The organism is Oleiharenicola sp. Vm1, from assembly GCF_047777955.1.
Lineage (GTDB): Bacteria > Verrucomicrobiota > Verrucomicrobiia > Opitutales > Opitutaceae > Didemnitutus.
The window spans coordinates 1,577,075-1,601,076 of the sequence record NZ_CP180537.1; the positions used below are offsets into that span (position 1 = coordinate 1,577,075).

Here is a 24,002-nt window from a genome sequence, read left to right on the forward strand (position 1 = left end):
CGCGTCTCTCAACTCTCAACTCCCAACTCTCAACTTAGTTTAATCACATGGCAGCCAAACAACTCCTGTTCGACGAGGCCGCTCGTCAGAAGGTTCTCCGCGGTGTCGAGGTTCTCTCGAAGGCCGTTAAAGTCACCCTCGGGCCCAAGGGCCGCAATGTCGTCATCGACAAGAAATTCGGTTCCCCGACCGTCACGAAGGACGGCGTCACCGTCGCGAAGGAAGTCGAGCTTCCCGATCCCTACGAGAACATGGGCGCGCAGATGGTGAAGGAAGTCGCCTCCAAGACCAGCGACAGCGCCGGCGACGGCACCACCACCGCCACCGTCCTCGCCGAAGGCATCTACCGCGAAGGCCTGAAGAACGTCACCGCCGGCTCCAACCCGGTCTACCTGAAGCGCGGCATCGACAAGGCCGTGGAGGCCGCCGTCGCCGAGCTCGCCCGCGTGTCCAAGAAGGTCAACGAGAGCGAAGAGATCCGTCAGGTCGCCGCCGTCTCCGCGAACTGGGACTACGAAGTCGCCAACAAGATCGCCGAGGCCATGGACAAGGTCGGCAAGGACGGCACCATCACCGTCGAAGAGGCCAAGTCCATCGAGACCACCCTCGACGTCGTCGAGGGCATGCAGTTCGACAAGGGCTACCTCTCGCCCTACTTCGCGACCAACATGGAAGCCCAGGAGGCCGTCCTCGAGGACGCCTACGTGCTCATCCACGAGAAGAAGATCTCCAACCTCCAGGAGCTCCTCCCGCTCCTCCAGACCGTCGCCAAGAGCGGCAAGCCCCTCCTCGTCATCGCTGAAGAGGTCGAAGGCGAAGCCCTCGCCGCGCTGGTCGTGAACAAGATCCGCGGCACGCTCAACGTGTGCGCCGTCAAGGCCCCCGGCTTCGGCGACCGCCGCAAGGCCATGCTCGAGGACATCGCGGTCCTCACCGGCGGCAAGTGCATCACCGAGGACCTCGGCCTCAAGCTCGAGAACCTCACCGTGGCCGACCTCGGCCGCGCCAAGCGCATCGTCGTCGACAAGGAGAACACCACGATCGTCGAAGGCTCCGGCAAGAGCTCCGACATCCAGGGCCGCGTGAAGCAGATCCGCCGCCAGATCGAGGAAACCACCTCCGACTACGACCGCGAGAAGCTCCAGGAGCGCCTCGCCAAGCTCGCCGGTGGCGTTGCCGTCATCAATGTCGGCGCCGCGACCGAGGCCGAGATGAAGGAGAAGAAGGCCCGCGTCGAGGACGCCCTCCACGCCACGCGCGCCGCGGTTGAGGAAGGCATCGTCGCCGGCGGCGGCGTCGCTCTCCTGCGCACCGCCAAGGCCATCGAGGCCCTCAAGCTCGAGGGCGACGAGGCCATCGGCGCCCAGATCGTGCGCCGCGCCATCGAGCACCCGCTCAAGCAGCTCTGCGCCAACGCGGGCGTCGACGGCGGTGTCGTCGTCAAGGAGGTCCTCGCGGGCAAGGGCAACTTCGGCTACAACGTCGCCACCGGCGAGTTCGAGGACCTGGTCAAGGCCGGCGTCGTCGACCCGACCAAGGTGACCCGCACCGCGCTGCAGAACGCCGCGTCCATCGCCGGCCTCCTGCTCACGACCGAGTGCATGATCACCGAGATCCCGGAGAAGGAGAAGGCCCCGGCCGCTCCCGCCGGCGGCATGGGTGGCATGGACTACTGAGTCCGACCGCGAATCACTCGCTCACTCCATTCCAGGGCGCGCCTCGAACGGCGCGCCCTTTTTCTTGGCGCGGCCGCGCGCCGCTCAGAGGTCGACTTCGGCCCAGATGGCGGCGTGATCCGAGGCCGCGCTTGCCTCGCTACCCTTGCTGGGCAGGCCGGCGCGCTCGATCCCGACCGCGGCCACGCCGGCGAACAGCGGCGCGCTGAGCAGCAGGTAGTCGAGCTGCTGTTTGCCGCCATGGTAGGTCCAGCGCGGCTGCCCGGCGAATTTCGGCGAGTCGAACGCGTCGCGCAGGCCCGGCGTCGTGAGCAGCGGCTGGAGCGAGGCGCATTGGGGAGCGGCATTGAAGTCCCCGGCGACGACCACGAGGTCCTTTTGCAGATCGAAGCGGCGGAGGATCTCGCGCACCCGCTGGGTCTGCCGGAGGCGCTTGGCGTCGTTGCTCGCCGGCGTGCCGTAGCCCTGGCTCTTGAAATGGTTTGCGAGCAGCCAGAGAGTGCGCCCGCCGGGCAGCTCGATCTCGTATTCCGCACAGTCGCGGCTGAAGACCCGGTGCGGCTTCCTGTCGGCGCCGGTGAAGGTGTCGTCGACGTGGCTGCGCACGCTGCGGATCGGGTGGCGGCTGAACACGCCCACATCGATGCCGCGCTCGTCGTTGCCGTCGACGAGCAGGAAGTGCGGGTAGGCGGCCTTGGCAGGGCGCAAGGCCTGGGCGTTGAAGCGGTCCATCGCGGGCCGGCTCTCCGTCTCAACCGTGCACAGCACGTCTGCGTTGGCGGTGGCGACGATGCGGGCCGTGTTCTGGATGGCGCGGTCGTTCACGTTCTCCCGCTTCAGGTCGACCCAGCCGAGCCAGTCGGCGCGGCCGGCGGCCTTGAGGGCGAGGCGGCCCTTGCTGACGGAGAAGAGCTTGCCGCGGGCCTGCTGGAGATCGAACCACTCGTTGCCGCCGTTGGTCTTGGCGAAGCCGTATCCCTGCAGCAGCGCGACGATCTCGGCGCCGGTGGCACCGGCATAGCTTTCGCTCTCGAGGAGAACGGTGAGACGCTCGATGTCCTTCAGCACCTTGGCCGCGGAGGCGGAGAAGCCCGGGAGCTGAAGCACGCGCGGGCGCTCGAAGAGATTGTTCAGGTTGAACGAAGCGAGGCGCATTTTCATAGCGCATCGATTCTAGTCCCCGCGCCAAGCGGACGCGATGGGTCCGACCACCTGAATTCAGGTGGCGGACGGGAGGTCGGTGACCGCGATGCCAGTCGGGAAGCGGGCGGACACGCCAGGGCGGGAGGGGGACCGCAGCTTGAGCGCGGCGGAGCCTGGCGCGCCGCGGTCAAGCGCGCAGATCGCACCAATCGGAGTGATTTTCCCCGCTGCGCCGCGGCACCGGCCGCCCACCATGCCGGGTGCTCCCGCGGGGCCGGCGGAGCGAACCAATCGACGCCATGAAAACCACGTTCGACAGATGGAGGCGCGTGCTGGCTTGCACGCTTGGCTTGGGCTGGCAGGTCATGGGCGCAGCGGATGCGCCGAGCGCCGAGGACGCGAGCGCGCGGCTGCGCCAGCTGCGGGCCGAGATCGCGCACCACGACGAGCTCTACTTCAAAAAGGCCGCGCCCGAGATCAGCGACGCCGCCTACGATGCGCTGAAGCGCGAACTGCGCGCGCTCGAGCAGCGGTTCCCGCAACTGGCGGCGCGCGATCTTTCGGACGGCGGCGATCGCACCGGAGCCTTCGCCACCGCTACGCACCGCCGGCGCATGCAGGGGCTCGGCAAGACCTACACGGAGGCGGAGCTGCGGGCGTTCCTGGCCAAAACCCGGCGCGCGCTCGGGCACGAGCCCGTGGCGTTCGTGCTCGAGCCGAAATACGACGGACTCGCCATCAGCGTGACCTACGAGCGTGGGCGGCTGGTGCGCGCCGTGACGCGGGGGAATGGTCTCGAGGGCGACGACGTGACCGCCAACTTCCTCGCGCTCTGCGACGTGCCGCGCCAGCTCGCGCCCGGCGCCCCGGCGCCGGAGCTCATCGAGTTGCGCGGCGAGGTGTTCATGACCTACGCCGAGTTCAAGCGGATCAACGCCGAGATCGAGGCGGTCGGAGGCGAGCGTTTCGCCCACCCGCGCAATCTCGCGGCCGGCACGCTCAAGCAGGCCAGGCCGGCGGCGTCGGGCCGACGGCTCTCGGTGGTGTTCTACGGCTGGGGCGCGGTGGAGCCGGCGGCACGCGCGCCGGCCTCGCAGCGAGACTTGCACCGGCTGGTGCGGGCGTGGGGACTGCCGGGAGTGGATGAAGCGCGCGTGGTCGCGACGGAGGACGAGGCGTGGCGGGCGGTGGCGGAGCTCGGCGCGCAACGAGCCCGGTGGCCGTTCCCGACGGACGGCGTGGTGATCAAGGTCGACGACGCGGCCCAGCGCGAGGCGCTCGGCGCCACGGACGACCTGCCGCGCTGGGCCATCGCCTACAAGTTCGTGCCCGCGCAGGCGATCACTCGCGTGCGCGCGATCACGCTGCAGGTCGGCCGCACCGGCGTGGTCACCCCGGTGGCGGAAATCGAGCCGGTGAGGCTCGGCGGTTCGACCATCCGGCGCGTCTCGCTGCACAACCGGGAGGAGATCGCGCGACGCGATCTGCGCATCGGCGATGCGGTGACGGTCGAGCGGGCCGGGGAGATCATCCCCGTGATCGCGGGGATCGACCGGACGCGGCGCCCGCCCGCTGCGGTGCCGTTCGTTTTTCCGTCCGCCTGTCCGTCCTGCGGTGCGGTCCTATCCGCGGAGGCCGGCCAGGCCGCCGTGCGCTGTCCGAATCGCGCGTGCCCGGGCCGGCTCCAGCGCCGGTTGGAGCATTTCGCGTCCGACGACTGCGCCAATCTCGATGGCTTCGGGCCGGGCGTGATCGAAAAGCTGGTCGCGCGCGGCTGGCTGCGTGAGCCAGCCGACTTCTTTCGCCTGGAGGAGGTGCCCCTGGCCGAGGTCGTGGGCGGGAAAAGCGCGGCGAAGCTGCGCGCGTCGGCCGCCCGCGCGCGCGACCGCGAGTCCTGGCGCCTCGTGCTCGGGCTCGGGGTGCCGGGCGTCGGTCCGGGTGCCGCGAAGGCGCTCGTGCGGCGATTTGGCGACTTGGAGGGCGTGGCAGGCGCGGCGGAGAGCGATCTCCTCGCCGGCGGGCGCCCGCGCTTCGAGGGGCTGAGCGAGGCGGCAGCGAAGTCACTGGTCGCGTTTCTCGACGAGGAGGGCGGTCGCGACACGCTGCGCCGGCTCTCGGCGGCGCTGGTCGCGCGCCGCTGAAGCGGGCTGGCGGTGCGCGGGAGTTTTGTTTTCGCTGGCGGCATGGAAGTCGTCTTTCTCGGCACGGGCACGTCGCAGGGCGTGCCGATGATCGCGTGCGATTGCGCGGTGTGCACCTCGCCCGACCCGCGCAACCGGCGCACGCGCTCGAGCATCCATGTGACGATGGGCGATCTCCACGTGCAGGTGGATGCGACCCCGGAGTTCCGGCTGCAGTGCGTGCGAGAGAACATCCGGCAGCTCGATGTCTTCATCCTCACCCACGGGCACGCGGACCACATCACCGGCATGGACGACCTGCGGCGTTTCTGCGACCTGCTCGGAGGCGAGGCGCTGACCGTCTACACGACCGACGAGGGCATGGCGCGCGTGCTGTCGATTTTCCCCTACGCCATCGCGGAGCGCCCGGTGTCGAGGGGCTATGCGGCGTTCAAGCTGCTGGAGATGCCGCCCGCGCTCGAGTTTCCCCAGGGCACGATCCGCTCGACGCTGCTGCCGCACGGCGGCGTGAACACTCTTGGGCTCGTCTTCGAGGAAAAGGCGACGGGACGGAAATTTGCCTACTACAACGACTGCAAGCGCCTCCCGCGCGAGGCGGTGACGCTCGCTGCCGGAGCGGATGTCGTGGTGCTCGACGGCTTGCGCCCGGCGCCGCACCCGACGCACATGAACATCGCCGAGGCGTGCGCGGCGGCGGCCGAGATCGGGGCTCCGTTGAGCTACCTGACCCACCTCACGCACGCGATCGACCACGGGCCCTTCGAGGCGACGCTGCCGGCGGGAGTGAAGCTGGCCTACGACGGCCTCCGGCTGCGTCTTTAGGGGATTGGCGGGGTTTTATGACTTCCAAGGTGCTGGTGGTCGCTTAGATTTAAATCCTACTATTTCAATGTAGTTTAAGAAAATCATGAAGCTCTCCAAGCGCGGCGAATACGCCCTCCGATCGCTCATCAACCTCGGCATCGCCGCCAAGGTCGGGCGTCCGCTGCTGCGCGTGTCGGAGCTGGCCAAAGCCGAGGATCTGCCGGTGAAGTTCCTCGAGCAGGTCATGCAGCAGCTTCGCGAGGCCGGCTACGTCGAGGCCGTGCGCGGCAAGCACGGCGGGTATCGCCTCGGTCAGCCGGCCGGGCAGATCCGGATCGGCCAGGTGATCCGCCTGATCGACGGGCCGCTGGCGCCGATCGGCTGCGTCAGCCAAACCGCCTACCAGCCGTGCAATTGCCCCGACGAGGCGCACTGCGGCCTGCGCATGCTCATGCTCGATGTGCGCAACGCCATCGCGAACATCCTCGACCGTTACACGCTGGCCGACGTCGTCGACGTCACGACGCGCAAGATGATCCGCGACGGCCTGCCGCTGCCGTTCAGCGCGCCGGTCGTCCCGACGCGCGTCGCGTCTGCCTCCCGCGGTGCCGGCCGGTCGCGACTCAGTCCGATCGACGGAGTGATGCACGAGGTGCTGGGAGACTACGCGATATGAGTTTCCGTCGCTGCCTGCTCTCGGTCCTGTATATGGTGGCTGCGGTGGCCCTTTCGGCCGTCACCCTGCGCGTGGGTTACTTTCCGAACATCACCCACGCCCAGGGCGTGATTGGGGCGCAGACAACCCGCGAAGGGCACGGGTGGTTCGAGCAAAGGCTGGGGCCGGACGTCACGATCCAGTGGTTCCCTTTCAACGCCGGGCCGAGCGCGATGGAGGCGATCTTTGCCGGCTCGATCGATCTGGCCTACGTTGGCCCCAATCCTGCGCTCAACGCCTACATCAAGTCGCGCGGGGCGGAGGTGCGCGTGCTGGCGGGAGCCGCGGCGGGCGGGGCGGCGTTGGTCGTGCCGGCGGACGGCCGGCTGCGTTCCGCCGCGGACTTTCGCGGCAAGCGCCTTGCCACGCCGCAACTCGGCAACACACAGGACGTCGCCGCCCGGGTTTGGCTGAAGCGCCACGGTTACCGCGTCACGCTGACCGGCGGTGATGTGCCGGTGATACCGACGCCGAATGCGGACCAGCTCGCGCTCTTCGAACAGGGTAAGGTCGATGCCGTGTGGACGGTCGAGCCCTGGGTTTCGCGCCTCGAGCTCGAGGCCGGCGGGCGCGTGTTGCTGGAACAGAACGAGGCGGTCACGACCGTCCTGGTCGCCAGCGCGGGCTTCCTCCGCACGCAGCCGGATCTGGCCCAGCGCTTCGTGGCGGCGCACGGCGAGCTCACGGCCTGTGTCAACCAGCAGCCGGCCGAGGCGCGCGCGAAGGTGCGCGCCGGCCTCAGCGCCGTGATGCGGCGCGAGATGTCGGCCGCGTTGATCGAACATGCCTGGCCGCGGCTGCGTTTCACCGTCGCGGTGACGCGGGAGCAGTTCGAGGGCCTGGTGCGCGAGGCGCAGAGCGTCGGTTTCCTCCGGGACGCCGTGCCGCTCGACCAAATGTTCTCCGGAAAACCATGAGCGCCGTCGTCGAAGATATTGCCGCGCCGTCGGCCAAGCTGGTCATTGCGGACGTCTCCAAGACGTTCGCCACGTCGCGCGGCCCGGTGCACGCGCTGGACCACGTCAGCCTGCAGGTGGCGGAGGGAGAGTTCGTGTGCCTGCTCGGCCCGAGCGGCTGCGGCAAATCCACCCTGCTGAACCTCGTGGCCGGACTGGAGCTGCCGGACGAAGGCACGGTGAGCGCCGACGGGCGCACGATCCGCGGTCCCGGACGCGAACGGATGGTCATGTTCCAGGAGTCCGCGCTGTTTCCCTGGCTCGACGTGTTTGGCAACGTGATGTTCGCCCTGAAGCTGAAGTCCGGCCTGACGGACGCCGAGCGCAAGGATATCGCCCGTTACTACCTGCGGCTCGTCGGGCTGGAGAAATTCACCCACGCGGCCATCCACGAGCTGTCGGGCGGCATGAAGCAGCGGGTGGCGCTGGCCCGGGCGCTGGCTCCGAACCCGCGCGTGCTCCTGATGGACGAACCCTTCGCCGCGCTCGATGCCATGACGCGCGAGCAGCTCTACGGCGACCTGCAGCAGATCTGGGCGCAGCGCCATGTCACGATCCTGTTCGTCACGCACAACGTCCGCGAGGCGGTCTGCCTCGGGGACCGCGTGGTGCTGTTCTCGCCGCATCCGGGGCGGATCCGCGGCGAGTTCACGATCCAGCTGCCGCGACCGCGCGACATCAACAGCGTGGAAGTCGCGGCGCACGCGACGCAGATCACCCACGCGCTCAAGGGGCACCTCGAAAACGGGGCCGGCATCTGATGAAGCGCTACGTCACCGCGGGACTCTTCTTCGCCGGCCTGATCGGGCTCTGGCACTGGGCGTGCCTGAAGCAATTCTGGTCGCCGGTGCTCGTGCCGTCGCCGGAGAGCGTCGGCCGTTACCTCGGCGAGGCCATGCGCGACGGCTCGCTGGCGGAGGCGACGCTCGTCACCATGCGCCGCCTGCTCGCGGGCTACTTGATCGGCATTTCCGTGGGCCTGCCGGTCGGTCTGGCCATCGCGCGCTTCCGTTTCCTGCGCGACACGATCGGCACGCTGGCGCTGGGCCTGCAGGGTCTGCCGAGCGTATGCTGGGTGCCCCTGGCCCTGCTCTGGTTCGGCCAGACGGAGGCGGCGATGCTCTTCGTGGTCGTGATGGGCACGGTCTGGTCGGTCGTGCTCGCGACCGAGACCGGCGTGCGCAACGTCAACCCCATCTACGTGCGCGCCGCCCGCACGATGGGTTCCCGCCTGCTGCACACCTGGATCCAGGTGATCCTGCCCGCCTCGCTGCCCTTCATTGTCAGCGGCATGAAGCAGGGCTGGGCCTTCGCCTGGCGGTCGCTGATGGCGGCCGAGATCTTCGTCACGATCCTCACCGGCTTCGGCCTGGGGCATCTGCTGCACTACGGCCGCGAACTCCACGCGATGGAGCAGGTCATCGGCATCATGTTCGTCCTGGTGCTGCTCGGCTTGCTGGCGGACAAGCTCCTGTTCTCCCCCTGGGAGAAGTGGCTGCACCGGCGATGGGGCACCGATCGCGCGACATGACGGCTGGCTTTTCCCTTTTTCAACCCACCACGACCATGGCCAAAATCCACAACGACATCACCGAAACCATCGGCAACACCCCGCTCGTCCGCCTCAACCGCACCGCGCGCGAGCACGGCGCGCTGGCCGACATCGCGCTCAAGCTCGAGTTCTTCAACCCGCTCTCGAGCGTGAAGGACCGCATCGGCTTCGCCATGATCGACGACGCGCTGAAGAGCGGAAAGATCAACCGCGACACCGTCCTGATCGAGCCGACCTCCGGCAACACCGGCATCGCGCTGGCGTTCGTCGCCGCGGCCAAGGGCCTGCGGCTGATCCTCACCATGCCCGAGACCATGAGCCTCGAGCGCCGCAAGCTGCTCAAGATCCTCGGCGCGCGCCTCGTGCTCACCGAGGGCGCGAAGGGCATCAAGGGCTCGATCGCCAAGGCCGAGGAGCTGCAGAAGCAGATTCCGAACAGCGTCATTCTCCAGCAGTTCGCCAACCCGGCCAACCCGGCGATCCACCGCGCCACCACCGCGGAGGAGATCTGGCGGGACACCGACGGCAAGGTCGACATCGTCGTCTCCGGCATCGGCACCGGCGGCACCATCACCGGCGTGGGCGAGGTGCTGAAGCAGCGCAAGGCCTCGGTGCAGCTCGTCGCGGTCGAGCCCGACGCGTCGCCCGTCCTCTCCGGCGGCGCGCCCGGCCCGCACAAGCTGCAGGGCCTCGGCGCGGGCTTCGTCCCCCAGGTGCTCAACACCAAGGTCTACGACGAGGTGATCCGTGTGAAGGACACCGATTCGGGCCCGGTGTCGAAGCAGGTGAACCAACTCGACGGCATCCCGATCGGCATCTCCTCCGGCGCCGCCGTCTGGGCCGCGCTCCAGCTGGCGAAGCGCCCCGAGAACAAGGGCAAGCTGATCGTCGCGATCATCCCCTCGAGCAGCGAGCGCTACCTGTCGACCTGGCTCTTCTCCGACATCAACGTCGAGAGCGATTCGGTCGACGACCTGATCGCCGCGAAGTAAGGGCGCGCGTCTTGCCGGCGCCGTGTCCCGCGGCGCCGCGGTTTGCTCCACTCGGGCGGCGGTGAAATTCCCCGCCCGGTGCCGGCGTTTGCGGGCCGGGCTCCTGTTCAGCGGCGTCCGGGCCGCTCGGTCTGCTGATACCAGCGGTAGAAGGCGACGACGAAGGCTCCCATCATGACGGACATGCCGATGAGCTTCATCATCGCTCCGCCCAGCACCTGGTCCTCGTGCGGATCGAGCCGCTCGAAGAGGCGCGGGGCGAACTCGTAGGTCGGATAGAGAACGTCGCTGGAGAACGTGATGTAGGCGAACACCGGCGTCATGCCGATGGTGATGCCGAGGAAGTAGAGCATCTGCCACGCGTAGCTGGTGGGCGGGAACTCGCGTGACGGGCTGCACACCGGCCACCACAGGAAGAGCGCCGCGCCGAAGAACGAGAAGTGCTCCGCGATGTGCACCCAGCGGTTTTGCAGCGCCCAGTCGTAGGCCGACGGGAAATGCCAGCAGGACATCACGAGCACGTAGATGAGGGCGCAGATGATCGGGTGGGTGAAGAAGCCGAGGAGGCGGCGCAGGCCGGGTCGGGCGGTGACGACGCCGATCAGCCAGGGCGGCAGGCCGCGCAGGAACAGGATGGCGGCGGGGTAGATGATGAGCTGGTGCTGCAGCATGTGCGCGCTGAGCAGGAAGCGTTCGCCCATCTGGTCGAGCGGCGAACCGACGGCGAGGTAGAAGATAAAGAGCGCGGCGTAGAACTTGACCGCCGCGGCGCGCGGGTAGGGCGTGCCGGCGGGCGCCAGGCGTTCGCGCAGCGGGCCGGTGGCGATGGCGTAGAGCCAGCCGAGGAAGATGAGGCCGCCGATGAGGAACGGTTCGTTATGCCAGTGGGTCCAGTCGATCATGGCGTGGAGACAGCGTGCACCGATCCGGGAGCGGTGGAAATGCGGAAATAAAAAAGCCGCGCGGTTGAGGCGCGGCTCGCGTGGAAGGGAAACGCTTCGCTGTTCAGAGCAGCAGGCCGACGATCGACGACAGCGGTTTGCTGGCCTCGGCGCCGAAGAGGTGGAGCAGCGCCCACATCGTGCCGCCGGCGAGCACGAGCCCGATGAAGAACAGGATCGTGCAGAAAACTTTGTCCCACTTCAGGTGCATGAAGTAGAAGATGACGTAGAGGAACTTCACCGCGGAGAAGAACACCAGTCCGCCGACGACGAACCACTTGGCGAGCGGCAGGTAGACGAGGACGATCTCGATGCCGGTGATGACACCGAGGAGCATCGCGATCTGGACGTAGGTGTGGAACTTGCTCGGCTCGTGGTGGCCGGCGGCGGGAGCGGTGGCTGCGTGAGCGGACATGGAAGAAGTCTAGAGCTGAGGGTTGAGAACTGAGCGTCCAGGCCTGGGGACTTAGACGTATTCCAGCAGGTAGACGGCCGTGAAGATGATGATCCACACGATGTCGACGAAGTGCCAGTAGAGGCCGACCGCCTCGACATCGATGGCGTTGCGTTCGCCGAAGTCGACGGCTTCGTGGGCGCGGGCAAACCAGGTCATCACGCCGCCCGCGCCGAGGAGGCCGAGGAGGGGCATGAGGTTGTGGCTGAAGAACTCGGCGACCGAGCCGTGGCCCTTGGCGAGGCCGATGCCGGCGGGGACGATGAAGATGAAGGTCAGGCCGATCGCGACGCACATCGCGGCGACGTGCACGAGGGTCTTGAGGAACTCGCCCCAGCCGCCGCTGGCCGGCGACGCCGACTTGAACGAGCGGACATACATCAGGCCGAGGATGAGCACGCCGATGGCGACGTGCGTGCCGTGCGTGCCGGTGAGGGTGTAGAACGTCGAACCGAAGAGGCTGTTCGAGAGCGTCATCTTCTTCTCGTGGACGAAGTGCGCGAACTCGTAGACCTGGCAGCCGAGGAAGATGCAGCCGAAGAAGATCGTCGTGAGGAGGGAATTCCGCATCGACTTGAGCTGGCCGCGCTGGATGGCGTTCACGGCGAGCGCCATCATGAGCGACGACATGAGGAGGATGAACGTCGAGAAGGACGTCAGCTCGATGTCGAAGATCTTGGTCGGTTCCGCGTTACCCGGGGGCGGGTTGAGGCGGTAGACGAGGTGCGTGGAGATCAGCGCCCCGAAGAACATGCAGTCCGAAGCGAGGAAGGCCCACCAGAGGAGCTTCTTGTTCGGGATGCCCGTCGAGGTGGACGGATCGTGGTGGTGGTCGATGGCGCCAGCGGCGGCGTTGCTCATGTGAAGTGCGAGAGTTGAGGGCTGGGAGGGCGATCCGGGCGGGCTTAGTGGCGCGAGATGGTCTCGTTGCCCTTGTCGTCGAGGTGGATGTGGTAGCCGCCCGGGCCTTCGAGCGCCCAGAGGTAGCAGCCGATGAACGTCACGACGAGGCCGCCGATCGCGACCGGCAGGTGGTGGAAGGCGAAGGCGATGGCGCCGACGAGCAGGCCGAGGGCGGCGATGAGCGGATACCAGGACTGGTCCGGCATGTGGATGCCGCCGTGCTCGGACTCGGCCTTGATGTGCGCGGCCTGTTCCTGGGCGATCTCGTCCTTGTGGTGCTTCTCATACCACCAGGCGTCGCGGGCGTGAACGGTCGGGATGGCCTTGAAGTTGTATTCCGGCGGGGGCGAGGGGAGCGACCACTCGAGCGTGCGCGCATCCCAGGGATCGTTGCCGCACTTCTCGCCCTTGAAGTAGGTGTAGATCAGCACGGCGAAGTAGGTGAAGACGCCGAGGCCGAGCGTGTAGGCGCCAATGGTGGCGATGAAGTTGCCTTCGTTCCAACCCATGTTGGCGTCGTAGGTCCAGGTGCGGCGCGGCATGCCGTTCAGGCCGAGGAAGTGCATCGGGAAGAACGTGGTGTTGAAGCCGACGAAGATGATCCAGAAGGAGAGCTTGCCCCAGAACTCCGGCACGAGGCGGCCGAAGAACTTGGGGAACCAGAAGTGGATCGCGGCGAGCAGCGCGAAGGTGGCGCCGCCGATCAGCACGTAGTGGAAGTGGGCGATGACGAAGTAGGAGTCCTGCTGCTGGGCGTCGGCCGGCGCGGCGGAGTGCATGATGCCGGAGAAGCCGCCGAGCATGAACATCCAGATGAAGCCGAGGGCGAACATCATGGGCGTGCGCGTCATGATGTGGCCGCCCCAGAGCGTGCCGATCCAGTTGAAGATCTTGACGCCGGTGGGGACGGCGATGGCCATCGTCGCGAGCGAGAACGCCGCGGTGGCGACCGTGCCCATGCCGGTGGTGAACATGTGGTGCGACCACACGCCGAAGCCGATGAAGCCGATGGCGGCGCCGGAGAAGACGACGATCGGGTAACCGAAGAGCGGCTTGCGCGAGAACGTAGGGAGGATTTCCGAGACGTAGCCCATCGGCGGGAGAATGAGAATGTAGACCTCGGGGTGGCCGAAGACCCAGAAGAGGTGCTGCCAGAGGATGGGCTGGCCGCCGTTGGACGCCTCGAAGAAGTTCGTGCCGAAATTGCGGTCGAACATCACCTCGATGAGGGCGATGGCGATGGCGGGGAGGGCGAGGACGAGCAGGAAGCTCGTGATGAGCGCCATCCAGGTGAAGACCGGCAGGCGCATCATGGTGAGGCCGGGCGCGCGGAGGTTGATGATCGTGACGATGAAGTTCAGCGAGGCGACGATCGAGGAGAGGCCGAGGACCTGCAGGCCGAGCACCCAGAGGTCGGTCGAGGCGTCGGGCGTGAAGTTCTTCGAGGTGAGCGGGGCGTAGCCGAACCAGCCGACGTCGGGGAGGCCGGACTTGATGCTGGGGAACACGTAGGAGAGCCAGCCGACGTTGAGGATGATGGCGCCGGCGACGAAGACCCAGAGCGAGAAGGTGTTCAGGCGCGGGAAGGCGACGTCGCGCGCGCCGATTTGCAGCGGGATGAGCAGGTTGAAGAACGCCGCGTTCAACGGCATCACCGCGAGGAAGATCATCGTGGTGCCGTGCATCGTGAACAGCTCGTTGTAGAACTGGGCCGGGATGAAGTGATTGTTCGGGACGATCAGCTGCGTGCGGATGAGCAGCGCCTCGAGGCCGCCGACGAGGAAGAAGAAGCACGCGAAACCGGCATACATGAGGCCGATCTTCTTGTGGTCGACCGTGGTGAGCCAGCCGACGAGGCCGGTCTTCGCCATCGGGCGCGGGAGGAGCTCGATCGGCTTCGGGGCGGCGTGCTCGGCGCCGCCGTGGTAATCGGATTTAGCCAGTGCTTGGGCCATGGGAGGAGTCGTGTGAGTGTGGCGGGAAGGGTGAGGCGCTTACTTCAGGCTCTGCAGGTAGGCGACGAGGGCGTCGATCTCCTGGTCGTTGAGCGTGAAGAGCGGCTTGCCGGTGGCGGCGTCGGTGTAGCCGCCGTTGAACATCTTGTTGCCGGGCTTGTAGTAGTCCGGGCGCTTGATCCACTCGTGCATGCGCTCGGGGGTGTTCTCGAGGACGCCGGCGGCGATGGTGGTGCGGGAGCCGACGTGCGTGAGGTCGGGGCCGGTGATGCCGATGCCCTCGTGACCGCGGACGGTGTGGCAGGAGATGCAGGTCTTTTCCTGGAAGAGCTTGCGGCCTTGGGCGATCAGCGCGGCGTTCTCGCCGGCGTTCGGGTTCTGCTTGGCCTTCCAGGCGGCGAGCGGGTCGGCGTCAAAGCCGCCCGAGGCGGCGAGGGTGCGGGAGTCGACGGAGCCGGCGGCGGGCGCGGGCAGCGAGGCGAACTGGACGCGCATCTTCTCGTCCTCCGCACGGATCGCCGCGGCGGTGGCCGTGCGCGCCGGGCTCTTCTGGTGGTCGAGCCACTTGACGTAGTCGGACGGCGAGAGCGCGATGACGCGGAAGCGCATGATCGCGTGCGAGGCGCCGCAATACTCGGCGCACTGGCCGTAGAAGTAACCGGGCTTGTCGGCCTTCAACCAGAGGAAGTTGCCGCGGTTCGGGATCATGTCGACCTTGCCGGCCAGCTTCGGAACCCAGAAGGAGTGGATGACGTCGATGGTGCGGAGATTGATGCGGACCGGGACGCCGGCGGGGATCACCAGCTCGTTGCCGGTGACCAGCGGGCCTTCGCCGCCGGTGGGGAGCGCCATCTTGTCGTTCGGATACTCGAAGCGGAACCACCACTGGTAGCCGGTGGCGTTGATCTCCATCGCGTTCGCCTTCTCGGCCTCGGGGATGTCGTGGGTATACCAGATGTTCTTCAGGGTCGGGATGGCGATGATGACCAGCAGCGCGACGGAGGCGCCGATGAGCGCGATTTCGACGAAGGGGTTGCCGTGGCCCTGCGGCGGCGGCTCGGCGTGCTCGTCGGCGTCGTTCTTCGCGCGGAACTTGATCTGCGCGTAGGCGAGCACGGCGCCGACCACGATGAAGATGAACATCGTGACGTAGACCGTCACCATGAACAGGTCCCATTGCGCCCGGGCGACGGGGCCGTCGGCAAGCATGGTGGACTGCGGTCCCTTGAGGTTGAAAACCTTCTCGCAACCGGTCAGCAGGGCGAGAGTCGTGCTCGCGAGCGCGAGCGCGCCCAGACGAAAGAACGAACGGGAAACGGAGCGTGTGCGGATCATGTGTGTGGGGGCGACGGCGCTGCGGCGCCGCTGCCGAGAATGAGGCGCGAGCGTTCGCAACTTGCCGAGCATTTCAACAGCAAAAGAAAGACAATTTATGCGTAGCGCGAACGGCAAAAACCGTTCCGGCCCGGAGTATTAAGGTGAGTCGCCGGAGTGATAAGTCGGGCGGAATCCTTGACCTGCGTCATTGCGCGAAGCGCCCAGCTGTGCGAAGGTCCCGGCCTCCCTATGAAAAACCACACGCTTATCCTCGCTCTCTTCGCTGGCGCGCTGCTGCTCGCCGGCTGCGGCAAGAAAGACGACGCCGCATCGTCCTCCGCTCCCGCCGCGGCCAGCGCCGTCGCGACGCTCGAACTCACCGCGAACGACAGCATGAAGTTCAGCGTCACGCATTTCGAGGTGAAGGCCGGTCAGGACATGAAGGTCATCCTCACCAACATCGGCTCGATGCCGAAGCAGGCGATGGGTCATAATTTCGTGCTCCTCAAGAAGGGCGCGGACGTCGCCGCCTTCAGCCAGGCCGCCGTCGGTGCCGCGGCGACCGACCACATCCCGGCCGCCTTGCAGGACCAGATTATCGCCCATACCAAGCTGCTCGGGCCGAAACAGACCGACGAGATCAGCTTCAAGGCCCCGAGCGAGCCCGGCGAATACCCGTTCCTCTGCTCCTTCCCGGCGCACTTCCAGGCCGGCATGAAGGGCGTGATCGTGGTCAAGTGAGCCGCGCGACGTCTCTGGCGTCGCTGCACGCTTCCCTCTGAACAACGAAAGCCGGGCGTCCCGCCCGGCTTTTTTGCGTCCTGCGTCGTCAGGCGGCCTTCGGCCACCAGACGTAGAGGAAGAAATACACCAGCACGCCGGTCACGCTGACGTAATACCAGATCGGGTAGGTGAAGCGCGCCCAGCGCTTGTGCGCGACGTAGTCGCCCTTCATCGCGAGCAGGAAGGTGCGCGGCACGAGGTAGGCGATCGAGATCGCGAGCAGGATGTGCGTGACGAGCATCACGTAGTAGACGGTGCGGATCGGGCCCTCGCCGCCGAACTGCGTGTGCAGCGCCTCGCCCGCGCCGGCCGCGGCGCCCTTGAGCGCCTTGTGCGTGAGGTAGCCGACGAGGAAGACGGCCGAAACCACCCCGGCGCTGAGCATGACGGCGCGGTGGGCCCGTTCCTTGCGTTGCTTGATCAGCACGAAACCGATCGTGATCAGGATCGTCGCGAGGCCGTTCAGCGCGGCGTTGAAGGCGGGAATGGCATTGAGCGTCATTGGGCGGGGCACGTCAGAGTTTGAAGAAGAAGCGGTCGGCCACGAGCAGACCCAGCAGCAGCGGCAGGTAGGCGAGCGAGATGCGGAACAGCCGGCGGGCCTCGAACTCGCGTTTCGCCGGGTTCAGGAAAATGAAGGCCGACTTCATGATCCACAGCCCGAGCGCCGCGGCGAAGGCGAAGTAATACCACGTGCAGTAGCCGAGCAGGGTGGGCGAGGCGCCGGCGACGGCCAGCAGCACGCTCCACACGAAGGCGCGCGTCGAGACCTTGCGGCCGCTGGGATCGGTGACCGAGATCATCTTCAGGCCCGCGGCGGCGTAGTCCTTGCGGTAGGTCCATGCCAGGGCGAAGAAGTGCGGCATCTGCCAGGTGTAGAGGATGGCGAAAAGCGCCCAGCCGAGCCCGGGGTTGGTGCGGCCGGCGGCGGCCCAGCCGATCATCGGGGGCAGCGCGCCGCTGATGGCGCCGATCTCGGTGTTCCAGCGCGACCAGCGCTTCGCCGGCGTGTAGAGCGCGATGTAGGAGACGATCGTCGCCAGGGCGAGGAACGCGGACAGGCCGTTGACGAATTTGAACAGCACCGCGAGGCCCGCGATGCACAGCACCCAGCCGACCACGAAGGCCGAGCCGGGCTTCACGTGGCCGGCGGGGATCGGGCGGCCCGCGGTGCGCTGCATCAGCGCGTCGGTGTCGCCCTCCATCCACATGTTCAGCGTCGCCGCGCCGCCGGCGCAGAGCGCCGTGCCGAGCACGACGAGGGCGGTGCGGGTCCAGTCGACGTAGGAGTAGGGCACCGCCGCGAGGTAGCCGATCATCGCGGTGATGACCGACATCAGGCTCAGCCGCGGCTTGGTCAGCTCCAGGTAATGCCGCCAGCTCGCGTGCGGCGCGCCGGCGGCGGCGGAGAGGCTCGCGGTCATGGGCGGCGCGCGCCGTCGAGCGCGTGGTGGTGGGTGAGGAAAACGAGCAGGAACGTCGTGGCGAGCGTCAGCGCGCCGACGAGCACGTGGGCGGTGGTGATGTAGGCGTTGCGGCCGCTCCAGATGATCTCGGCGCCGAGCGTGATCTGCAGGGCGACGAGCCCGAGCAGGCCGGCGCCGAGCCAGCGCAGCGCCGCGGACACCGCCGCGTCCTTCCACAGGGCGCGGACGAAGGCCACCAGCGCGACGCCGAGCACGACGGCCATGACGCGGTGGGCGAATTGCAGGGCGATGCGGTAATCCCACGCCAGAGGCAGGAGGTCGTGTTCCGCGGTGGAGAAGGGGAAGTAGGGGATGGCCATGCCGGCATAGTTGTGGCGCATGGCGGCGGCGATCCAGAGCTGCGTGAGCAGCAGGAACAGGCTCCAGAAGCCGAGCCGGCGCGTCGCCTCGCCCGTGTTGCCCGTCAGGCCGGCGCCGCGCTCGGTCCAGCTGCGGGAGGTGGCGGCGGCGATGGCGAAGAGCACGCAGACGAAGACCTGCGCGAGCACGCCGTGGGGGATGCGCAGCATCTGCCCGAGCGTCATCTGGAAGCCCGGCACCGCGAGCGAGTCGAGCAGCACGCGCTTGCCGCCGATGAAGCCCTGCACGATCACGATCGCGAGCGCCCACCAGCCGAGGTTGCGCAGCCAGCGGCGCTCCTCCGTGCGCCAGAGCCAGACCGCCAGGCCGATGGTGATGAGCCCCATGGTGGCGCCGCTGAGGCGGTGCGAGTGCTCGGCGAACTTCGCGATGTCGGTCAGCCAGCCCTGGGGGTTGACCGAGCCGTTGGAAAGCGGCCAGTCGGGGAAGGCCATGCCGGCGCCGATGCTGGTGGTGAAGGCACCGAGTGTCACGAGCACGAAAACCCACGCGCTGCCGAGCGCGGCGAACCAGGCGAGACCGGGTTTGTAGGCGGAGGAGCGTTGCATCAGGCGGGGGCGTGGAAGGGAAAGGCGAAGTGATACTCCGGCGGAACGGGGCGCAAACCTTTTGACAATTTCCGGCTTTGGCAAATGGGTCACGGGGATGACTCCGCGTTATTCGTTCGCCGCGAGATTCGCGCTGGGCGCGCTAATGGCCGCCATGCTGGCGGCGAGCGGTTGCCGCAAGGCGGCGGACACCGCGAGCGTCGCCGCGCCGGCCAATCCGGACGAGAAACGCTACCCGCTCAAGGGCGAGATCGTGCGCGCCGACCTCGAGCGCAAGGTCCTGCTCGTCACGCACGAGGAAATCCCCGGCTACATGCCGTCGATGACGATGGAGTTCAAGGCGTCGCCCGGCGACCTGGCGAATGCCAAGCCCGGCCAGCGCATCCGCGCCGAGATGGTCGAGCACCGGGGCGAGTTTTCCCTCGAGAAGATCTGGCCGGACGACTCCGTGACCGTGCGCGCGCTCGACGCCGGGGCCAAGGCGCTGGCGCAGGACAGCGCCGTGCGCGGCAAGGAGCTTTACCGCGAGGTCGGCGAGCAGGCGCCGGACTTCACGCTGCTCGACCAGGCCGGCCGCACCGTCTCCGCCAGCCGCTTCCGCGGGAAGAAGGTCATGATGAACTTCATCTTCACCCGCTGCCCGGTCGCGACCATGTGCCCGGCCTCGACAATGAAGATGTCCGCGCTGCAGCAGGCGGCGAAACAGGCGGGCGTCACCGACGTGGAGTTCGTCTCGGTCTCGCTCGATCCCGACTACGACACGCCCGGCGTGCTCAAGGACTACGCCGACGCCCGCGGCCTCGACCTGTCCAACTGGTCGTTCCTCACCGGCCCCGACGCCGCCGTGCGCCACCTGCTCGCGCAGCTGGGCATCCTCCGCGAGTTCGAGGGCGGCACGATCAAGCACAACCTCGCCACGCTGCTGATCGACGCGAACGGGCGGATCATTCACCGCGTGGACGGGTCGCAATGGGGCACCGACGACTTCCTCCCGAAGATGCGGTAACCATGGACGCCTCCCGCCCGCCTCTGACCCGCCCGCAAGTCCGCTCGATCGGCCTCATCACCGGCGTCGCGCTCGCGCTTTACCTGACGGTGCGCCTGCTCCCGACCGGCTCGAACCTCAATCACATGGATTTCCGCGTCACGGGGAAGGACGCGATCGAGTTCTGCGACCCGGCCAGCCCGCAGTTCATCCCGGTCATCGCTGCGAAATCCCCGGTGCAGCTCTCGCTCGCGAGCGAGACGCCGCCGCAGCGCGGCAAGGTGACGAAGTTCACGCTCACGATGCGCACGGCCAACGGCAAGCCGATCGGCCCGGCCGACCTGCTCGTCGCGCACACGCGCAAGCTGCACCTGCTCGTGGTCGATCCGACGCTCAACGACTACCAGCACCTGCATCCCGAGCCCGGCCGGCGTGCCGGCGAGTGGGTGTTCGAGATGGCGCCGGATCGCGCCGGCACCTACCGCGTGTTCGCCGACTTCACGCCCGCCGCGACGCAGCGCGGGCTCTACGCCTCGGTCGATTTCAACGTGCCGGGCGACGTCGCGCGCGTCTCGCGCACGACCAACACCGAGTGGCAGGCCGCGGGCTTCAACTTCACCCTCGACGTGCCGTCGTATTTCCGCGCCAAGACGCCCGCCGACCTCACCTTCCGCATCGAGAGCCCCGGCACGCAGAAGCGCCCGGTGCCGCTGCAGCCGGTGATGGGCGCGTTCGCGCACCTGGTGGCGTTTGACGAAGACCGCAGCGGCTTCGCGCACCTGCACCCGATGGAGGCCGACCTCAGCCAGCCGCCGGCCGATCCGCTGAAGCCCGAGCTGCATTTCAAGGTCACGATCCCGCAGCCCGGCCGCTACGTCATCTGGGCGCAGGTGAACCTGGCCGGCGACGAAGCCTTCGTGCCGTTCTGGGTCGACGTGCTGCCGTAAGCGCTCTCAGGACCGATCGGATTTCGTCGTCCGGGCGGCGCGACAGGCGCTGACGAAGAATCCCGCAAACACCAATGCCACGATTGCGGCCACGGGAAGCAGAAGAGCAGCCATGTTGACGATCATGGAGTGCGGGCCGCCGGTGATCCAGCCAGCGAGACATGTCGCCAAGACCAACGTCAGGACGGCCGATGCGATCAGCAGGCGACGCAATGCCCTCTTGGCGCGAGGAGGCATTGCATCCAAGCGCTAGACTTTCGCCTTCCGCTCCAGCGGGTGGCGCAGCGTCGCGATGGCGCCGCCCTTGGGGTTCTCGTTCAGGTTCACCTCGCCGCCGAGGTTGCGCATGGCGTGGCGGGCGACGGTGAGGCCCATGCCGACGCCGACGGTGTGCTTCGAGCTGATGAAGGGTTCGAACGCGTGGTCCTTGATCTCGGGGTCGATGCCGCGGGCGTGGTCCTCGACGTGGACGAGCAGGTGCTTGCCGTCCTCGCCCTTGTCGACGACCTCGGTGCGGAGGGCGATCTTGCGCTGGTCGTCGGGGGCGTCGCCGTAGGCTTCCCAGGCGTTGATGAGCAGTTTCGCCAGCGAGTCCTCGAACACCTCGGCGTTGGTCTCGAGCGCGACGTTGCCGACGGCGTTGTCGATGGTAACCGGCTGCTCGATGCGAAACTCGGTCTGGTAGCGGCGCACGCTGCTCTCGAGCAGCTCGCCCAGCGCGGCGCGGCCGAGCTGCGGCTTGTTCTTCACCACCAGGTTGGTGAGCTGCTTGATGATCGAGACGATGCGGTTGACGGCGTCCTCGAGGTGCTGGGCGTTCTTCTTCACCAGCTCGGGCTTCTCGTGGTAGGCCTTGATCAGGTCGACGTAGCCGATGACGACGCCGAGGAGATTGTTCAGGTTGTGCGCGATGCCCTGCGTGACGGCGCCGAGGGTGGCGGCGCGGCGCGAGTCGCCGAGGCGGCGCTGGAGCTCGACCAGCTCGCGGTTCATGTTCACGAACCGCAGCTGCGTCTGCACGCGGGCCAGCGTCTCGTCGAGATCGATGGGCTTGGTGATGTAGTCGACGGCGCCGACGCCGAGGCCCTCGATCTTGCCTTCCTTGGAGGTGCGCGCGGTGATGAAGATGACGGGGATGATCTTCGTCTCCGGGTCGGCCTGGAGCCGCTGGCAGACCTCGATGCCGTCCATGTCGGGCATCATCACGTCGAGGAGGATCAGGTCGGGCTTGTCCGCGGCGACGAGGTCGAGCGCCTCGCGGCCGGAGAAGGCCGTGGCGACCTGCATGCCCTCGCGCTCGAGCTTGCGCTTCAGCAGCTGGACGTTGATGGGCTGGTCGTCGACGACGAGAATTTTGGAGGCCATGACGGGGGCGAGCGCGAGAGAAACGCGTCGCTCCGCACGAGGCAAGCCCCGGGTCACACGCGCCGGGCAATTCCCTCGAGCGCGCGGGAAAGTCCGTCGCGGGCGACGTCGGAGAGCGCGTTGCCTAGGGTGAAGTCCCGGGCGGGCACGAGCAGCTGCCAGGCGCGCGCCGGCCCGTGGCCGAACGCGGTCTGGGCCAGCGCAAGCAGGGCGGCGGGCGTGAGCGCGTGCTCTAGGCCCTCGCGTCCCGCGGGGGCGGGGGCGAGCGGCACGAACACGACGCCGTCGGTGTGCAGCGCGGCGTCGACGAAGATCACCTCGTCGGCCGCGGCGACGTCGGCGGCGAGCTCGGGCGTGAGCTCGTGGCGCGCCAGCGCGAGCACGCCGGGCACGGCCCAGTCGGCGACGTGCTGGGCGATGAGCTGGCCGAGGCCGTCGTCGCCGAAGAGGGTGTTGCCGTAGCCGAGCACGAGCAGGCGCGCGCGGAGCGCGCCGGCCGGGGAGAATGGCTGGGGGCGATCATCGCGCGCTAGTCGCGGGCGACGGTGTGGAGGATCGCGCCGGCGGGCGAGACGAGTTGGACGAGGAGCGGCATCTGGCCGACGGCGTGCGTCGAGCAGCTCAGGCACGGGTCGTAGCAGCGGATGCCGTGCTCGATGCGGTTCAGCAGCGGCTCGGGGATGTCGGTCGAGCCGGGCTTGATGTAGCTGCGCGCGATCTGCGCGACGGTGCGATTCATCGCGAGGTTGTTGTGACCGGTGGCGATGATGAGGTTCACCTTCGTGAGCAGGCCGTGCTCGTCGACCGTGTAGTCGTGGATGAGCGTGCCGCGCGGCGCCTCGCTGACGCCGACGCCGTGGAGGTGGTTGATGCCGGCGTCGGAGCGGATGTGGTCGCGCAACAGGTCCTGGTCGTCGACGTAGAGCGCGATGCGCTCGAGGGCGGCGAGGATCTCGATCAGGCGCGCGTAGTGGTAGAGGAACGACGAGGTCACCGCGCCGCCGTGACCGAAGGCGCGGAAGGCCGCGAGCTCGCCGTCGGCCTGCGGCGTGCCGATCGTGGTGCAGACGTTGAGCCGCGCGAGCGGGCCGACGCGATACAGGCCCGCCTGCGGACCGAGCGATTGGTAGTAGGGCGACTTGAGGTAGGAGGAGTTCTGGACCTGCTCGGCGATGAGCGTGGCGTAGGCCTTGGGGTCGATTTGGTCGGCGACGATCTGGCCGTTGCTGTCGGTGAAACGCAGCTTGCCGCCGTGGTGCTCCCATTCGCCGCGCGGGCCGACGAGGCCCATGAACATCGAGGGGAAATTGCCGTAGGTCTCGATCTCGCGCGGGTGCGCCTCGAGCACGCGCTTGAAGAGCTTCAGGGCGGTGTTGGTGGTCGCGAACGCCTCGGGCAGCCAGTCCTTGATGCGGTCGAGCGTCAGGCGGTCGATGCCGGAGCGGACGCCGCCGGGCACGGCCCAGCCGGGGTGAACCTTCTTGCCGCCGAGCAGCTCGATCACCTCCTGACCGAACTGGCGGAGGCGGATGCCGGCGCGCGCCAGCTCGGGTTTTTCCGCGGCGAGCCCGAAGACGTTGCGCTGCGCCGGCGGCGTCTCCCAGCCGAGCAGGAAGTCGGGGGCGCTGAGGTGGAAGAAGCTCAGCGCGTGGCTCTGCACGAGCTGGCCGAGGTTCATCAGGCGGCGCAGCTTGTCGGCGGCGACGGGCACGCGCACGGCGAGGATGGCGTCGCCGGCCTTGGCGGAGGCGAGCAGGTGCGAGACCGGGCAGATGCCGCAGATGCGGGCGGTGATGCCGGGCATCTCGGCGAGCGGGCGGCCTTCGCAGAATTTCTCGAAGCCGCGGAATTCCGTGACGTGGAACTCCGCGTCGGCGACGTGGCCGGAGTCGTCGAGGCGCAGGCTGATCTTGGCGTGGCCTTCGATGCGGGTGACGGGGTCGATGACGATGCGGCGGGTCATGAGCAGGCGTTGGGC

Annotated in this window: 24 protein-coding genes; 11 read left to right on the plus strand and 13 right to left on the minus strand. The window is 67.8% G+C overall.

Annotated elements, in window-relative coordinates:
• The first annotated feature begins 47 nt into the window (after window positions 1-47).
• A complete protein-coding gene (gene groL / locus ACMYLB_RS08165; RefSeq protein WP_415910437.1) occupies window positions 48-1,676 on the plus strand; it encodes a chaperonin GroEL in 1,629 nt (542 codons plus the stop codon).
• An 84-nt stretch (window positions 1,677-1,760) separates the two neighbouring features.
• On the opposite strand, the gene ACMYLB_RS08170 is transcribed toward groL, so the two are convergent.
• Entirely contained in the window at window positions 1,761-2,837 is a 1,077-nt protein-coding gene (locus ACMYLB_RS08170) for an endonuclease/exonuclease/phosphatase family protein (RefSeq protein ID WP_415910438.1), read from the minus strand.
• Window positions 2,838-3,118: 281 nt separating this feature from the next.
• Between ACMYLB_RS08170 and ligA the strand changes: the two genes are divergently transcribed.
• The 7 genes from ligA (at window position 3,119) to cysK (ending at window position 9,979) form a co-directional block, all read left to right on the plus strand.
• On the plus strand, window positions 3,119-4,960 hold the full coding sequence (gene ligA, locus ACMYLB_RS08175) for an NAD-dependent DNA ligase LigA (RefSeq protein ID WP_415910439.1): 1,842 nt from the start codon (window positions 3,119-3,121) through the stop codon (window positions 4,958-4,960).
• 42 nt (window positions 4,961-5,002) lie between these two features.
• Window positions 5,003-5,782, plus strand: coding sequence for an MBL fold metallo-hydrolase (locus tag ACMYLB_RS08180; protein ID WP_415910440.1), 780 nt, complete (start codon window positions 5,003-5,005; stop codon window positions 5,780-5,782).
• A gap of 85 nt (window positions 5,783-5,867) precedes the next feature.
• Window positions 5,868-6,440: an RrF2 family transcriptional regulator gene (locus ACMYLB_RS08185; protein ID WP_415910441.1), complete on the plus strand. Its 573-nt coding sequence runs from the start codon at window positions 5,868-5,870 to the stop codon at window positions 6,438-6,440.
• Window positions 6,437-7,396: an ABC transporter substrate-binding protein gene (locus ACMYLB_RS08190; protein ID WP_415910442.1), complete on the plus strand. Its 960-nt coding sequence runs from the start codon at window positions 6,437-6,439 to the stop codon at window positions 7,394-7,396. The genes ACMYLB_RS08185 and ACMYLB_RS08190 overlap by 4 nt, the downstream gene beginning before the upstream one ends.
• A complete protein-coding gene (locus tag ACMYLB_RS08195) occupies window positions 7,393-8,196 on the plus strand; it encodes an ABC transporter ATP-binding protein (RefSeq protein ID WP_415910443.1) in 804 nt (267 codons plus the stop codon). Before ACMYLB_RS08190 ends, ACMYLB_RS08195 begins: the two co-directional genes overlap by 4 nt.
• Window positions 8,196-8,966 (plus strand): ABC transporter permease, encoded by a 771-nt coding sequence (locus ACMYLB_RS08200; protein WP_415910444.1) that lies wholly within the window; start codon window positions 8,196-8,198, stop codon window positions 8,964-8,966. The genes ACMYLB_RS08195 and ACMYLB_RS08200 overlap by 1 nt, the downstream gene beginning before the upstream one ends.
• Before the next feature lie 35 nt (window positions 8,967-9,001).
• A complete protein-coding gene (gene cysK, locus ACMYLB_RS08205; protein WP_415910445.1) occupies window positions 9,002-9,979 on the plus strand; it encodes a cysteine synthase A in 978 nt (325 codons plus the stop codon).
• Window positions 9,980-10,086: 107 nt separating this feature from the next.
• On the opposite strand, the gene ACMYLB_RS08210 is transcribed toward cysK, so the two are convergent.
• The 5 genes from ACMYLB_RS08210 to coxB form a co-directional block, all read right to left on the minus strand.
• Window positions 10,087-10,881 (minus strand): cytochrome c oxidase assembly protein, encoded by a 795-nt coding sequence (locus ACMYLB_RS08210; RefSeq protein WP_415910446.1) that lies wholly within the window; start codon window positions 10,879-10,881, stop codon window positions 10,087-10,089.
• Between the two features lie 103 nt (window positions 10,882-10,984).
• Window positions 10,985-11,335 carry a cytochrome C oxidase subunit IV family protein gene (locus ACMYLB_RS08215; protein ID WP_415910447.1) on the minus strand — a complete coding sequence of 117 codons (351 nt, stop codon included), beginning with the start codon at window positions 11,333-11,335 and terminating at the stop codon, window positions 10,985-10,987.
• A 51-nt stretch (window positions 11,336-11,386) separates the two neighbouring features.
• A complete protein-coding gene (locus ACMYLB_RS08220) occupies window positions 11,387-12,235 on the minus strand; it encodes a cytochrome c oxidase subunit 3 (protein WP_415910448.1) in 849 nt (282 codons plus the stop codon).
• A gap of 44 nt (window positions 12,236-12,279) precedes the next feature.
• The gene (ctaD, locus tag ACMYLB_RS08225) at window positions 12,280-14,232 is read right to left on the minus strand and encodes a cytochrome c oxidase subunit I (RefSeq protein WP_415910449.1); all 1,953 of its coding nucleotides are present in this window, start codon (window positions 14,230-14,232) and stop codon (window positions 12,280-12,282) included.
• Window positions 14,233-14,271: 39 nt separating this feature from the next.
• Window positions 14,272-15,567, minus strand: coding sequence for a cytochrome c oxidase subunit II (gene coxB / locus ACMYLB_RS08230; protein WP_415910450.1), 1,296 nt, complete (start codon window positions 15,565-15,567; stop codon window positions 14,272-14,274).
• A 231-nt stretch (window positions 15,568-15,798) separates the two neighbouring features.
• Here coxB and ACMYLB_RS08235 point away from each other — a divergent pair, with 231 nt between their 5' ends.
• On the plus strand, window positions 15,799-16,290 hold the full coding sequence (locus ACMYLB_RS08235; RefSeq protein WP_415910451.1) for a plastocyanin/azurin family copper-binding protein: 492 nt from the start codon (window positions 15,799-15,801) through the stop codon (window positions 16,288-16,290).
• A gap of 88 nt (window positions 16,291-16,378) precedes the next feature.
• Here the strand turns inward: ACMYLB_RS08235 and ACMYLB_RS08240 are convergent, their stop codons facing one another.
• From ACMYLB_RS08240 to ACMYLB_RS08250, 3 genes are read right to left on the minus strand one after another with little or no spacing between them, the layout of a single operon-like run.
• Window positions 16,379-16,834 carry a DUF420 domain-containing protein gene (locus ACMYLB_RS08240; protein WP_415910452.1) on the minus strand — a complete coding sequence of 152 codons (456 nt, stop codon included), beginning with the start codon at window positions 16,832-16,834 and terminating at the stop codon, window positions 16,379-16,381.
• Window positions 16,835-16,847: 13 nt separating this feature from the next.
• Window positions 16,848-17,756, minus strand: coding sequence for a heme o synthase (cyoE, locus tag ACMYLB_RS08245; RefSeq protein WP_415910453.1), 909 nt, complete (start codon window positions 17,754-17,756; stop codon window positions 16,848-16,850).
• Window positions 17,753-18,727, minus strand: a complete 975-nt coding sequence (locus ACMYLB_RS08250) for a COX15/CtaA family protein (protein WP_415910454.1) — start codon at window positions 18,725-18,727, stop codon at window positions 17,753-17,755. Before ACMYLB_RS08250 ends, cyoE begins: the two co-directional genes overlap by 4 nt.
• Window positions 18,728-18,824: 97 nt before the next feature.
• On the opposite strand from ACMYLB_RS08250, the gene ACMYLB_RS08255 reads away from it, so the two are divergent.
• The gene (locus ACMYLB_RS08255; RefSeq protein WP_415910455.1) at window positions 18,825-19,733 is read left to right on the plus strand and encodes an SCO family protein; all 909 of its coding nucleotides are present in this window, start codon (window positions 18,825-18,827) and stop codon (window positions 19,731-19,733) included.
• A gap of 2 nt (window positions 19,734-19,735) precedes the next feature.
• Entirely contained in the window at window positions 19,736-20,659 is a 924-nt protein-coding gene (locus ACMYLB_RS08260; protein ID WP_415910456.1) for a hypothetical protein, read from the plus strand.
• Between the two features lie 6 nt (window positions 20,660-20,665).
• Here the strand turns inward: ACMYLB_RS08260 and ACMYLB_RS08265 are convergent, their stop codons facing one another.
• The 4 genes from ACMYLB_RS08265 to ACMYLB_RS08280 are packed head-to-tail and all read right to left on the minus strand — an operon-like array spanning window position 20,666 to window position 23,987.
• Window positions 20,666-20,896: a hypothetical protein gene (locus ACMYLB_RS08265; protein WP_415910457.1), complete on the minus strand. Its 231-nt coding sequence runs from the start codon at window positions 20,894-20,896 to the stop codon at window positions 20,666-20,668.
• Window positions 20,897-20,908: 12 nt separating this feature from the next.
• Entirely contained in the window at window positions 20,909-22,024 is a 1,116-nt protein-coding gene (locus ACMYLB_RS08270) for a response regulator (protein WP_415910458.1), read from the minus strand.
• 53 nt (window positions 22,025-22,077) lie between these two features.
• Window positions 22,078-22,494: a hydrogenase maturation protease gene (locus tag ACMYLB_RS08275; protein ID WP_415910459.1), complete on the minus strand. Its 417-nt coding sequence runs from the start codon at window positions 22,492-22,494 to the stop codon at window positions 22,078-22,080.
• Window positions 22,495-22,553: 59 nt separating this feature from the next.
• Window positions 22,554-23,987, minus strand: a complete 1,434-nt coding sequence (locus ACMYLB_RS08280) for a Ni/Fe hydrogenase subunit alpha (RefSeq protein WP_415910460.1) — start codon at window positions 23,985-23,987, stop codon at window positions 22,554-22,556.
• Between the last annotated feature and the right edge of the window lie 15 nt (window positions 23,988-24,002).